The organism is Staphylococcus succinus, assembly GCF_029024945.1.
Classification (GTDB): domain Bacteria; phylum Bacillota; class Bacilli; order Staphylococcales; family Staphylococcaceae; genus Staphylococcus; species Staphylococcus succinus.
Map to the genome: position 1 here is coordinate 769758 of NZ_CP118976.1, position 13824 is coordinate 783581.

General features: G+C 39.2%; 7 protein-coding genes, 6 tRNA genes and 3 rRNA genes. All 16 read left to right on the forward strand.

Annotated features, from left to right (window positions below):
• The first annotated feature begins 41 nt into the window (after positions 1 to 41).
• The 16 genes from PYW31_RS03525 (at position 42) to glmM (ending at position 13680) form a co-directional block, all read left to right on the forward strand.
• The gene (locus tag PYW31_RS03525; RefSeq protein WP_046835623.1) at positions 42 to 497 is read left to right on the forward strand and encodes a SepA family multidrug efflux transporter; all 456 of its coding nucleotides are present in this window, start codon (positions 42 to 44) and stop codon (positions 495 to 497) included.
• Positions 498 to 577: 80 nt separating this feature from the next.
• Positions 578 to 2023 carry an MDR family MFS transporter gene (locus PYW31_RS03530; protein WP_046835622.1) on the forward strand — a complete coding sequence of 482 codons (1446 nt, stop codon included), beginning with the start codon at positions 578 to 580 and terminating at the stop codon, positions 2021 to 2023.
• A 172-nt stretch (positions 2024 to 2195) separates the two neighbouring features.
• Positions 2196 to 3260 (forward strand): Mrp/NBP35 family ATP-binding protein, encoded by a 1065-nt coding sequence (locus PYW31_RS03535; protein ID WP_046835621.1) that lies wholly within the window; start codon positions 2196 to 2198, stop codon positions 3258 to 3260.
• Between the two features lie 494 nt (positions 3261 to 3754).
• Positions 3755 to 5307, forward strand: a 16S ribosomal RNA gene (locus PYW31_RS03540).
• A 285-nt stretch (positions 5308 to 5592) separates the two neighbouring features.
• Positions 5593 to 8514: ribosomal RNA gene (locus PYW31_RS03545) — 23S ribosomal RNA — on the forward strand.
• Between the two features lie 81 nt (positions 8515 to 8595).
• Positions 8596 to 8710: ribosomal RNA gene (rrf, locus tag PYW31_RS03550) — 5S ribosomal RNA — on the forward strand.
• Together the 16S, 23S and 5S rRNA genes with 6 tRNA genes alongside form the textbook arrangement of a ribosomal RNA operon.
• Before the next feature lie 11 nt (positions 8711 to 8721).
• Positions 8722 to 8796, forward strand: a tRNA-Asn gene (locus PYW31_RS03555).
• A 3-nt stretch (positions 8797 to 8799) separates the two neighbouring features.
• Positions 8800 to 8871: transfer RNA gene (locus PYW31_RS03560), tRNA-Glu, on the forward strand.
• Between the two features lie 9 nt (positions 8872 to 8880).
• Positions 8881 to 8956: transfer RNA gene (locus tag PYW31_RS03565), tRNA-Val, on the forward strand.
• An 18-nt stretch (positions 8957 to 8974) separates the two neighbouring features.
• Positions 8975 to 9058, forward strand: a tRNA-Tyr gene (locus PYW31_RS03570).
• Between the two features lie 4 nt (positions 9059 to 9062).
• Positions 9063 to 9137 (forward strand) — tRNA-Gln (locus PYW31_RS03575).
• Between the two features lie 3 nt (positions 9138 to 9140).
• A tRNA-Lys gene (locus PYW31_RS03580) sits at positions 9141 to 9213 on the forward strand.
• 299 nt (positions 9214 to 9512) lie between these two features.
• Complete coding sequence (gene rocF, locus PYW31_RS03585; RefSeq protein WP_046837859.1) at positions 9513 to 10418, forward strand: arginase; 906 nt, start codon at positions 9513 to 9515, stop codon at positions 10416 to 10418.
• 140 nt (positions 10419 to 10558) lie between these two features.
• Positions 10559 to 11365, forward strand: coding sequence for a diadenylate cyclase CdaA (cdaA, locus tag PYW31_RS03590; RefSeq protein ID WP_046837858.1), 807 nt, complete (start codon positions 10559 to 10561; stop codon positions 11363 to 11365).
• A 1-nt stretch (position 11366) separates the two neighbouring features.
• Positions 11367 to 12299, forward strand: a complete 933-nt coding sequence (locus tag PYW31_RS03595; RefSeq protein ID WP_046837857.1) for a CdaR family protein — start codon at positions 11367 to 11369, stop codon at positions 12297 to 12299.
• A 28-nt stretch (positions 12300 to 12327) separates the two neighbouring features.
• Positions 12328 to 13680 carry a phosphoglucosamine mutase gene (gene glmM, locus PYW31_RS03600; protein WP_046837856.1) on the forward strand — a complete coding sequence of 451 codons (1353 nt, stop codon included), beginning with the start codon at positions 12328 to 12330 and terminating at the stop codon, positions 13678 to 13680.
• Positions 13681 to 13824: the final 144 nt, after the last annotated feature.

The following is a 13824-nucleotide window of genomic DNA, read 5'->3' on the forward strand; positions in this document are numbered from 1 at the left end:
TGAACGAATTGAAGTTAAGTTTAAGGGGAGGACAGTAAGCAATGAAATATATTAGGTACTTATTTACAACGCTTATTGTACTTTCTGTATTTATCGTTTCAGGAGCTATATTTTTAGCCTTTTTAGGTTTTGGTTTATATGGATTAAGTAGAATTCTTATATACTTACATCTTGCTTATTTTGGTTATAATAAAAGTTTTTATGATAATTTAGTCTATTATGGTAGTTACATTGTGCTTGGATATTTCACTTTATTTACTATCGAAAATCTAATGGACTATTTTAGAAAAAAAATACCGGAAAGTCCTTATTTTAAAGGAGTAACTTACCATTTAATTACTTTTACTGTAACTACCTTACTTTTTTATTTTATTGTTCATATTCATTATACGTATATCAACATTGATTTTTGGGTCATAGTTTTAATCATGGGAATCTTATTTATATGTAAAGAAATATTTTATCCAGAAAGCGAAGATTTAAATCAAAAGAGATAAAATTCGTGAGTACAAAGTGTGCTTTTCTAACGAATTTTGGTTGAGTATGAAATTGAGAATAAAAGAAAAGGTGTGAATTTATGACGAACGCAAATTTATCTAAATCTCAAAGAAATATGATTGTTGCAGTAATGATTGTCAGTGCATTTGTCGCAATATTAAATCAAACATTATTGAATACAGCTTTGCCTCATATTATGAAAGGTTTGAATATTACTGAAAATACTTCCCAATGGTTAGTGACAGGATTTATGTTAGTTAATGGTGTAATGATTCCGCTCACTGCCTATTTTATGGATAGAATTAAAACGAGACCTCTATTCTTAATGGCAATGGGCGTATTTTTAGTGGGTTCTATAGTTGCAGCCATTGCACCAACATTTGAAGTGTTAATGTTAGCGCGTGTTATACAAGCTATCGGTGCGGGTGTGATTATGCCGCTAATGCAATTTACATTGTTTATGCTTTTCCCAAAAGATGAACGCGGTTTTGCTATGGGTTTAGCAGGGTTAGTAATTCAATTTGCCCCAGCGATTGGACCAACGTTGTCAGGTTTAATTGTTGATACCACAAGTTGGAGAATGCCTTTTGTAATTGTTGTAGGCGTTGCGCTGATTGGCTTTATATTCGGTGCGATATTCCTTAGAAGTTATAACGAAACCAAAGATACCAAATTAGATAAGCGATCAGTTGTTTATTCTACTTTAGGGTTTGGCATGATGCTATATGCTTTCAGTAGTGCTGGTAATTTAGGATTTAGTAGTCCGGTTGTGATTATTTCACTCATTATAAGCTTGTTTATCATTAGTGCGTTTATTAGAAGACAATTTAATATTACCAATCCTTTGTTAAATTTAGCGGTATTTAAAAATAAAGTTTTTACATTAACTACAGTTTCTTCAATGATAGTAATGATGGCGATGGTCGGTCCTGCATTATTGATACCATTATATGTTCAAAATGCTTTAGGTCTTTCTGCGTTATTATCTGGCTTGGTTATAATGCCAGGCGCTATAATCAATGGTGTAATGTCTATTTATACAGGAAAGTTCTATGATAAATACGGCGCAAGACCACTTGTACTGACTGGATTCTTTCTATTAACTATTTTTACAATTATGTTATGTTTCTTAAAAGCAGATACCTCTTACACATATTTAATTATTGTTTATGCATTGAGGATGTTCTCTGTTTCACTGTTGATGATGCCTTTAAATACTGCAGGCATTAATTCGTTACAAAATAAAGATATATCACATGGTACAGCAATTAGTAACTTTGGGAGAGTGACAGCCGGCTCATTAGGTACAGCACTAATGGTTACAATTATGTCTATTGGGGCTAAAAACTTAGCGCCCAAACCTTTTCCAAATGAAAGTAAAAGTTTAATACACAGAGAAGCTGTTGCTGCTGGTGTAGATTTATCATTTGCTGTTGTGAGTGTATTGGTTATTATTGGGTTTATTTTAGCTTTCTTTATTAAAGAAAAAGAGGAGAATCCATCCATAAATACACGTGAGGTATAGTTATTATTAAGAAGTTAGTTCGATATAAGCTCAATACTGAGATAATATTGAGCTAACTTCTTTTTTATTATACAAATTCAATTTATACTTAATATTAACTATTTAAAGCAAACATAGATTTTGTTTGTTAGAATATATATCATAATTGTTTTAATTTTAAGGGGGACGCTTTGTGTTAACGATAGAGGAAGTTAAAGCACTTATTGGTGAAGTAAAAGATCCAATAATAGATGTACCATTGAAGGAAACAGATGGAATAGTAGATGTTACTATTAAAGAAGAAATTGAGCACGTAAGTGTTAAAGTCGCTATGGCTCAATTAGGTGGACAGCCACAATTAAATTTACAAATGGCTATCGTAGAGGTATTAAAAGAAAATGGTGCAAACACTGTAGGAATTAGATTTGAAGAATTGCCAGCTGAAAAGGTTGAAGCTTATAGGGGCTCAAGCGATGATCAACCGCAAACTATCGAAGGTTTATTGTCCAAAGATAATCCTGTTGAATTTATAGCGATTGCGTCTGGTAAAGGTGGCGTCGGTAAATCAACTGTCGCAGTTAACTTAGCAGTATCATTAGCTAGAGAAGGTAAAAAAGTTGGTTTAGTAGATGCAGATATTTATGGCTTTAGTGTTCCAGATATGATGGGTATTGATGAAAAGCCAGGTGTTCAAGGCAAAGAAATCATACCTGTAGAACGCTATGGTGTAAAAGTGATTTCAATGGCATTCTTTGTTGAAGAGAATGCGCCAGTAATATGGAGAGGGCCAATGTTGGGTAAAATGCTCACTAACTTTTTCACTGAAGTAAAATGGGGAGAATTAGATTATTTGATTTTAGATTTACCTCCAGGCACGGGGGATGTTGCGCTAGATGTACATACAATGTTGCCTTCAAGTAAAGAGATTATTGTAACAACACCACATCCTACAGCAGCATTTGTAGCAGCAAGAGCTGGTGCAATGGCTAAACATACAGAACATTCTATTTTAGGTGTGATTGAAAATATGTCTTATTTCCAAAGTAAAGAAACAGGGAATAAGGAATACGTTTTTGGAACAGGTGGCGGAGAAAAATTAGCAGAAGAACTACAAACAGACGTGTTAGGTCATCTACCATTAGAGCAACCATCATGGAATCCTAAAGATTTTGCACCTTCAATTTATCAAGCTGACGATAGACTTGGTGAAATATATCAATCTATGGCACAAAAGATCATAGATAAGACTACAAAATAGAGCTGTTTATTAAATGAAGAGAAATTAATTTAATTTCTCTTCATTTTTTATTGCAATTATTTAAAATGATGGTAAAATAGTTTCTTGTGACCGCAAAAGAAATGTTTTGAGACCGGCACAGCAAAATTAAAAAAGATGATATAAAGTATTGACTTTGTACTTCGAACTTGATATTATATAAAAGTCGTCAAAAACGACAAAAACATTATTTAATTCAATTTCAAAAAAAGTGTAAAAAATATACTTGTAATCTTCGAAATAATATATTAATATTATTAAAGTAATGTTAAATGATTGTTACGAAATATTAATTTTCTATTGACACAATGTTGAAAGAAATGATATGATAATAAAGCAATTATTCAAATGAACATTGAAAACTGAATCGCAATATGTCAACGTTAATTCCGAACACAACATTAAATTGTTGGTTCAAACGTGTTAGAGATAACACACAAATTAGTATTTTATGAGCTAATCAAACATCATAATCATTTATGGAGAGTTTGATCCTGGCTCAGGATGAACGCTGGCGGCGTGCCTAATACATGCAAGTCGAGCGAACGGATAAGGAGCTTGCTCCTTTGAAGTTAGCGGCGGACGGGTGAGTAACACGTGGGTAACCTACCTATAAGACTGGAATAACTTCGGGAAACCGGAGCTAATGCCGGATAACATATAGAACCGCATGGTTCTATAGTGAAAGATGGTTTTGCTATCACTTATAGATGGACCCGCGCCGTATTAGCTAGTTGGTAAGGTAATGGCTTACCAAGGCGACGATACGTAGCCGACCTGAGAGGGTGATCGGCCACACTGGAACTGAGACACGGTCCAGACTCCTACGGGAGGCAGCAGTAGGGAATCTTCCGCAATGGGCGAAAGCCTGACGGAGCAACGCCGCGTGAGTGATGAAGGTTTTCGGATCGTAAAACTCTGTTATTAGGGAAGAACAAATGCGTAAGTAACTGTGCGCATCTTGACGGTACCTAATCAGAAAGCCACGGCTAACTACGTGCCAGCAGCCGCGGTAATACGTAGGTGGCAAGCGTTATCCGGAATTATTGGGCGTAAAGCGCGCGTAGGCGGTTTCTTAAGTCTGATGTGAAAGCCCACGGCTCAACCGTGGAGGGTCATTGGAAACTGGGAAACTTGAGTGCAGAAGAGGAAAGTGGAATTCCATGTGTAGCGGTGAAATGCGCAGAGATATGGAGGAACACCAGTGGCGAAGGCGACTTTCTGGTCTGTAACTGACGCTGATGTGCGAAAGCGTGGGGATCAAACAGGATTAGATACCCTGGTAGTCCACGCCGTAAACGATGAGTGCTAAGTGTTAGGGGGTTTCCGCCCCTTAGTGCTGCAGCTAACGCATTAAGCACTCCGCCTGGGGAGTACGACCGCAAGGTTGAAACTCAAAGGAATTGACGGGGACCCGCACAAGCGGTGGAGCATGTGGTTTAATTCGAAGCAACGCGAAGAACCTTACCAAATCTTGACATCCTTTGAAAACTCTAGAGATAGAGCCTTCCCCTTCGGGGGACAAAGTGACAGGTGGTGCATGGTTGTCGTCAGCTCGTGTCGTGAGATGTTGGGTTAAGTCCCGCAACGAGCGCAACCCTTAAGCTTAGTTGCCATCATTAAGTTGGGCACTCTAGGTTGACTGCCGGTGACAAACCGGAGGAAGGTGGGGATGACGTCAAATCATCATGCCCCTTATGATTTGGGCTACACACGTGCTACAATGGACAATACAAAGGGCAGCTAAACCGCGAGGTCATGCAAATCCCATAAAGTTGTTCTCAGTTCGGATTGTAGTCTGCAACTCGACTACATGAAGCTGGAATCGCTAGTAATCGTAGATCAGCATGCTACGGTGAATACGTTCCCGGGTCTTGTACACACCGCCCGTCACACCACGAGAGTTTGTAACACCCGAAGCCGGTGGAGTAACCATTTATGGAGCTAGCCGTCGAAGGTGGGACAAATGATTGGGGTGAAGTCGTAACAAGGTAGCCGTATCGGAAGGTGCGGCTGGATCACCTCCTTTCTAAGGATATATTCGGAACATCTTCTTTAGAAGATGACAGAGGAATAACATTGACATATTGTATTCAGTTTTGAATGCTCATTGGAGTATTCAGTGCATAATTTGTACATTGAAAACTAGATAAGTAAGTAAAATATATAGATTTTACCAAGAAAAACCGAGTGAATTAGAGTTTTAAATAAGCTTGAATTCAAAAAGAAATAATCGCTAGTGTTCGAAAGAACACTCACAGATTAATAACATTTTGGGTTTTTAACCGACTTCGTCGTGTTAAAAGTCAAAAAAGATTAAGTTATTAAGGGCGCACGGTGGATACCTTGGCACTAGAAGCCTATGAAGGACGTTACTAACGACGATATGCTTTGGGGAGCTGTAAGTAAGCTTTGATCCAGAGATTTCCGAATGGGGAAACCCAGCACGAGTTATGTCGTGTTATCGATATGTGAATACATAGCATATTCGAAGGCAGACGCGGAGAACTGAAACATCTTAGTACCCGCAGGAAGAGAAAGAAAAATCGATTCCCTGAGTAGCGGCGAGCGAAACGGGAAGAGCCCAAACCAACGAGCTTGCTTGTTGGGGTTGTAGGACACTCTATACGGAGTTACAAAAGAACAAATTAGACGAATCATCTGGAAAGATGAATCAAAGAAGGTAATAATCCTGTAGTCGAAAGTTTGTTCACTCTTGAGTGGATCCTGAGTACGGCGGAACACGAGAAATTCCGTCGGAATCCGGGAGGACCATCTCCCAAGGCTAAATACTCTCTAGTGACCGATAGTGAACCAGTACCGTGAGGGAAAGGTGAAAAGTACCCCGGAAGGGGAGTGAAATAGAACTTGAAACCGTGTGCTTACAAGTAGTCAGAGCCCATTAATGGGTGATGGCGTGCCTTTTGTAGAATGAACCGGCGAGTTACGATTTGATGCAAGGTTAAGCAGTAAATGTGGAGCCGTAGCGAAAGCGAGTCTGAATAGGGCGTTGAGTATTTGGTCGTAGACCCGAAACCAGGTGATCTACCCATGACCAGGCTGAAGTTCAGGTAACACTGAATGGAGGGCCGAACCGACTTACGTTGAAAAGTGAGCGGATGAGTTGTGGGTAGCGGAGAAATTCCAATCGAACCTGGAGATAGCTGGTTCTCTCCGAAATAGCTTTAGGGCTAGCCTCAAGTGATGATTATTGGAGGTAGAGCACTGTTTGGACGAGGGGCCCTTATCGGGTTACCGAATTCAGACAAACTCCGAATGCCAATCAATTTAACTTGGGAGTCAGAACGCGGGTGATAAGGTCCGTGTTCGAGAGGGAAACAGCCCAGACCACCAGCTAAGGTCCCAAAATATATGTTAAGTGGAAAAGGATGTGGCGTTGCCCAGACAACTAGGATGTTGGCTTAGAAGCAGCCATCATTTAAAGAGTGCGTAATAGCTCACTAGTCGAGTGACACTGCGCCGAAAATGTACCGGGGCTAAACATATTACCGAAGCTGTGGATTGTCCGTAGGACAATGGTAGGAGAGCGTTCTAAGGGCGTTGAAGCATGATCGCAAGGACATGTGGAGCGCTTAGAAGTGAGAATGCCGGTGTGAGTAGCGAAAGACGGGTGAGAATCCCGTCCACCGATTGACTAAGGTTTCCAGAGGAAGGCTCGTCCGCTCTGGGTTAGTCGGGTCCTAAGCTGAGGCCGATAGGCGTAGGCGATGGATAACAGGTTGATATTCCTGTACCACCAAAATTCGTTTTGAGCGATGGGGGGACGCAGTAGGATAGGCGAAGCGTGCTGTTGGAGTGCACGTCCAAGCAATAAGACTGAGTATTAGGCAAATCCGGTACTCTTAAGGTCAAGTTGTGATGGGGAGAGGAAATTTTTTCCTCGAGTCGTTGATTTCACACTGCCAAGAAAAGCCTCTAGCTAGAATTTTGGTGCCCGTACCGCAAACCGACACAGGTAGTCAAGATGAGAATTCTAAGGTGAGCGAGCGAACTCTCGTTAAGGAACTCGGCAAAATGACCCCGTAACTTCGGGAGAAGGGGTGCTCTTTAGGGTTAACGCCCAGGAGAGCCGCAGTGAATAGGCCCAAGCGACTGTTTATCAAAAACACAGGTCTCTGCTAAACCGTAAGGTGATGTATAGGGGCTGACGCCTGCCCGGTGCTGGAAGGTTAAGAGGAGTGGTTAGCTTCGGCGAAGCTACGAATCGAAGCCCCAGTAAACGGCGGCCGTAACTATAACGGTCCTAAGGTAGCGAAATTCCTTGTCGGGTAAGTTCCGACCCGCACGAAAGGCGTAACGATTTGGGCACTGTCTCAACGAGAGACTCGGTGAAATCATAGTACCTGTGAAGATGCAGGTTACCCGCGACAGGACGGAAAGACCCCGTGGAGCTTTACTGTAGTCTGATATTGAAATTCGTCACAGCTTGTACAGGATAGGTAGGAGCCTTTGATACGTGAGCGCTAGCTTACGTGGAGGCGTTGTTGGGATACTACCCTCGCTGTGTTGGATTTCTAACCCGCACCATTTATCATGGTGGGAGACAGTGTCAGATGGGCAGTTTGACTGGGGCGGTCGCCTCCTAAAGAGTAACGGAGGCGCTCAAAGGTTTCCTCAGAATGGTTGGAAATCATTCATAGAGTGTAAAGGCATAAGGAAGCTTGACTGCGAGACTTACAAGTCGAGCAGGGTCGAAAGACGGACTTAGTGATCCGGTGGTTCCGCATGGAAGGGCCATCGCTCAACGGATAAAAGCTACCCCGGGGATAACAGGCTTATCTCCCCCAAGAGTTCACATCGACGGGGAGGTTTGGCACCTCGATGTCGGCTCATCGCATCCTGGGGCTGTAGTCGGTCCCAAGGGTTGGGCTGTTCGCCCATTAAAGCGGTACGCGAGCTGGGTTCAGAACGTCGTGAGACAGTTCGGTCCCTATCCGTCGTGGGCGTAGGAAATTTGAGAGGAGCTGTCCTTAGTACGAGAGGACCGGGATGGACATACCTCTGGTGTACCAGTTGTCGTGCCAACGGCATCGCTGGGTAGCTATGTATGGACGGGATAAGTGCTGAAAGCATCTAAGCATGAAGCCCCCCTCAAGATGAGATTTCCCAACTTCGGTTATAAGATCCCTCAAAGATGATGAGGTTAATAGGTTCGAGGTGGAAGCATAGCGATATGTGGAGCTGACGAATACTAATCGATCGAAGACTTAATCAAATATTAAACCAGTTTTGATTGGTAACTTTTAAATTTTACTTACTATCTAGTTTTGAATGTATAATTTCATACATTTCATTGTCTGGTGACAATGGCAAAGAGGTCACACCTGTTCCCATGCCGAACACAGAAGTTAAGCTCTTTAGCGCCGATGGTAGTCGGACTTACGTTCCGCGAGAGTAGGACGTTGCCAGGCATTGTAATTATTCCACAGTAGCTCAGTGGTAGAGCTATCGGCTGTTAACCGATCGGTCGTAGGTTCGAGTCCTACCTGTGGAGCCATATGGCCCCGTGGTCAAGCGGTTAAGACACCGCCCTTTCACGGCGGTAACACGGGTTCGAGTCCCGTCGGGGTCATACAATATTGGAGGATTAGCTCAGCTGGGAGAGCATCTGCCTTACAAGCAGAGGGTCGGCGGTTCGAACCCGTCATCCTCCACCATCTTTAACTTAATAGCGCGGAGGGGTAGCGAAGTGGCTAAACGCGGCGGACTGTAAATCCGCTCCTTCGGGTTCGGCAGTTCGAATCTGCCCCCCTCCACCATTTATGGGCTATAGCCAAGCGGTAAGGCAACGGACTTTGACTCCGTCACGCGCTGGTTCGAATCCAGCTAGCCCAGCCATTAGAGCCATTAGCTCAGTTGGTAGAGCATCTGACTTTTAATCAGAGGGTCAGAGGTTCGAATCCTCTATGGCTCACTCTATTGCATTCCTCTTTTGAGGGATGCTTTTTTTGTATACTTATTTATAATATAGTCAATTCAATTGATATGTAAATGGGATATTAACTGAAAATTATAAAAAATTTTTATATACATAAATATGACTAAAAACCTTTAAAATAGGCAGTATGGCTCGTTTTTATGAATTATAAATCATTATTATGTTTTAATATGTAAAATGCAAAATTTATAAGGATGTTTGGCTAATGAATTGGCTTGAATCTTCTATGTGTTTAGATTATTCTAGTATCACACGAAGACAAAGGGGTTTTAAACATGGACAAGAAAATAGAAATTATTGGCGCGCCTTCTACATATGGTCAACGAAAACTTGGTGTCAATTTAGGACCAGATGCAATAAGATATGCTGGACTTGTAGAGCGTATTAGAGCAATTGGTTTATCAGTAGAAGATACTGGTAATATTGAGGTACCAACGATTGATTTAGATAAATTTAATTCTGAACAAAATGGATTACGTAATTTAGAAGAAATTATAACAGTTTCAAATAATTTAAGTGAAGCAGTATCAAAGAGCATAGAGAAAAATCATTTTCCATTAACGTTAGGTGGAGATCATTCTATTGCCATTGGTTCTATTTCTGGAGTTAGCAAGCATTATGATAATCTAGGGGTGATTTGGTATGATGCCCATGGAGATTTGAATATACCTGAAGAGTCACCATCCGGTAATATTCATGGCATGCCATTACGTGTGTTAGCTGGTGACGGCGATGAACAGCTTGTAAACATTTCGAATTATACACCTAAAGTCAAACCAGAACATATAGTGCTCATAGGTATGAGGGATTTAGATGAAGGAGAACGCCGTTACATAAAAGAAAATAATATTAAGACCTATACAATGGCTGATGTAGACCGTTATGGTATTCAACAGATTATTGAAGAAACAATTGAATATTTAGAACATAAAACAGATGGTATTCATTTATCTTTAGATGTCGATGGTTTAGATCCAGTAGAAACACCAGGGACAGGTACGAGAGTATTAGGTGGATTAACATATAGAGAAAGTCACTTCGCTTTAGAGTTATTACATAGCTCTAATTTAATTACTTCAATGGATATCGTTGAAGTAAATCCACTAATTGACCAAAATAATCATACAGCGGAACAAGCAGTAAGTTTAGTAGGCAGCTTTTTTGGAGAAACACTTTTATAAAAATATTATAGATAAAACTGGTATGGCGTAAGCTGTATCAGTTTTATTAATTTTACTGGGAAAAGCAATACTAAATATGACAGTTAGTGTTATGATTGGTATAATATATAGCATGGGAATAGAATACCGGAGGAGATGTTATGGATTTATCCAATTTTTTTGATAACTGGAGTACAGTGAAAATTATTGCCGGTGTACTCGACTTACTCATAGTATGGTATGTACTTTATCTTCTCATCACAGTTTTTAAAGGTACAAAAGCCATTCAATTATTAAAAGGCATTGTAGTAATCGTTATTGGTCAACAAGTGAGTAAAATGTTAAATTTAACAGCCACATCCCGTTTATTTGATTTAGTGATCCAATGGGGTGTTTTAGCTTTAATCGTGATATTCCAACCAGAAATTAGACGAGCATTAGAGCAACTAGGACGAGGTAGTCTTTTTAAACGTTATTCGTCCAATTTAAATAGTGATGAAGACAAACTTATTTCATCAGTATCAAAAGCCGTACAATATATGGCTAAACGTCGTATAGGAGCATTAATCGTGTTTGAAAAAGAAACAGGATTACAGGATTACATTGAAACAGGTATTGCAATGAATTCAGAAATATCTCAAGAACTATTAACAAACGTATTTATACCTAATACCCCATTACATGATGGTGCGATGATTGTTCAGGAGAATAAAATAGCAAGTGCGGCAAGTTATTTACCACTATCAGATAGTGCAAAAATTGCTAAAAGTTTAGGTACAAGACACAGAGCAGCAGTTGGCATATCTGAAGTATCAGATGCATTTACGGTAGTTGTATCAGAAGAAACTGGTTCAATCTCAGTTACATTTGATGGCAAATTAAGAAAAGATATTTCAACCGAAGCTTTTGAAGAATTATTAGCTGAACATTGGTTTGGCACACACTTTCATCAGAAAGGTGTGAAGTAAAATGTTAGAAAGTAAATGGGGATTAAGATTAATTGCACTTGTATTAGCGCTTGTATTTTTCTTATCAGCAAATAATATGTTTGGTAATATATTTGATGCTGACCACCTTGGACAGAAATCAACTGATACCATTCAAGATGTTCCTGTTCAAGTAAAGTATAACAATGAATCTTTATATGCGAGCGATGTTCCTAATAAGGTGGATGTAGAAATATCTGGGCCACAGTCACAGGTGCTTAAAGCTGAAAATGGAGAAAATATTAAAGCAGTATTAGACCTCAGAGGACAAAAAGCAGGGAACCACACTGCTCAATTCCAAGTTAATGGTCTTAATGAAGATATTGACTATAATGTTAAACCTAAAGAAACCACAGTTAGCCTGGAAAAAAAAGTTCATAAAACATTGAAAGTAGAACCAGATGTAAGTAATAGTGATTTGAATTCTGATTTTAAAGTCGGTGATCAAACTGTTTCACCAGATTCTGTTGAAGTGACAGGTGGTCAGGATCAAATTGATAATATAGCTTATTTAAAAGCAACATATAAAAATAAAAGTAAGATTTCTAAAGATACTACAGATGTAGCAAAAATTACAGCCTTTGATAGAAACTTAAATAAAATTAATGTTTCGGTACAACCAGAAGAAGTTAATTTGAGTGTTAAGGTAGAAGATTACAGTAAAAAAGTTAAAGTGAAACCGAAAACTATAGGTACTTTATCAAATGGGCTAGAATTAGATAATGTCAGTTTAGACAATGAAGAAGTTGAAATTTATGGTAATAGAGATGATTTAGATGACATTGATTCTTTGACAGCTGAAGTTAATTTGGATGGTGTGACTGAATCAACTGAAAAACATGTAAAATTCAAATTACCTGATGGAGTATCTAAAGTAGAACCTAAAGCAACAGATGCTAAGATTACAATTAAGTAGATTTCTTATAATAAAGGAGACATAAATAATGGCAAAATATTTTGGTACAGATGGCGTAAGGGGCATAGCAAATAAAGAATTAACACCAGAACTTGCGTTTAAATTAGGGCGTTATGGTGGCTATGTTTTAGCACATAATAAAGGTGAAGATCACCCTAAAGTACTAGTAGGTAGAGATACACGAGTGTCAGGTGAAATGTTAGAGTCAGCATTAATTGCAGGGCTTATTTCAATTGGCGCAGAGGTTATGCGTTTAGGCATTATTTCTACGCCAGGTGTTGCTTATTTAACTCGTGAGATGGAAGCTGAACTAGGTGTCATGATATCTGCATCGCATAACCCAGTTGCAGATAATGGAATCAAATTTTTTGGTTCAGATGGTTTTAAATTATCAGATGACCAAGAACAAGAAATTGAAACACTATTAGATCAGGAGAATCCAGAACTACCTAGACCAGTAGGCGAAGATATTGTTCATTACTCTGATTATTTTGAAGGTGCTCAAAAATATATTAGCTATCTAAAATCAACAGTTGATGTTGACTTAGATGGAATGAAGATTGCTCTAGATGGCGCCAACGGTTCAACTTCATCTTTAGCACCATTTTTATTCGGTGATTTAGAAGCTGATACAGTTACTGTTGGATGTAATCCAAATGGTTATAATATAAATGAAAATGTTGGTTCAACACATCCTGAAACATTAGCAAAATTAGTCGTTGAATCTGAGAGTGATTTTGGCTTAGCGTTTGATGGCGATGGTGATAGACTTATTGCTGTTGATGAAAATGGCGACATTGTAGATGGTGATCAAATCATGTTTATTATCGGTCAAGCAATGTCAAAAAACCAAGAACTTAATGATAATATGATTGTTTCTACAGTTATGAGTAATTTAGGTTTTTATAAAGCTTTAGAAAATGAAGACATTCAGTCAAACAAAACTAAAGTGGGCGATCGCTACGTTGTAGAAGAAATGAGACGAGGTAATTATAATTTAGGTGGCGAACAATCAGGACATATTGTTTTAATGGATTATAATACTACTGGTGATGGCTTGTTAACAGGTGTTCAATTAGCCAGTGTAATCAAAATGACTGGTAAACGATTAAGCCAACTTGCAAGTCAAATGAAAAAATATCCTCAATCATTGGTCAACGTACGTGTTACAGATAAGTATCGTGTTGAAGAAAATATAGATGTACAAGAAGCTATGACAAAAGTAGAAGTAGAGATGAATGGAGAAGGTCGTATATTAGTTAGACCTTCAGGCACAGAACCACTTGTACGTGTTATGGTTGAAGCTGCAACTGATGAAGATGCACAACGTTTTGCACAAACGATTGCAGATGTAGTTCAAGAAAAAATGGGATTAGAATAATAAGACGTGTATAGTGATTAACACGAATAAGCTACCGATCAAGTATCATTGTCGGTAGCTATTTTTATTTTATTAATGCATTATTATACGTCTGCAACATAATAAAACCGAGAGATACTTAGATTTAAGTATCTCTCGGTTTTT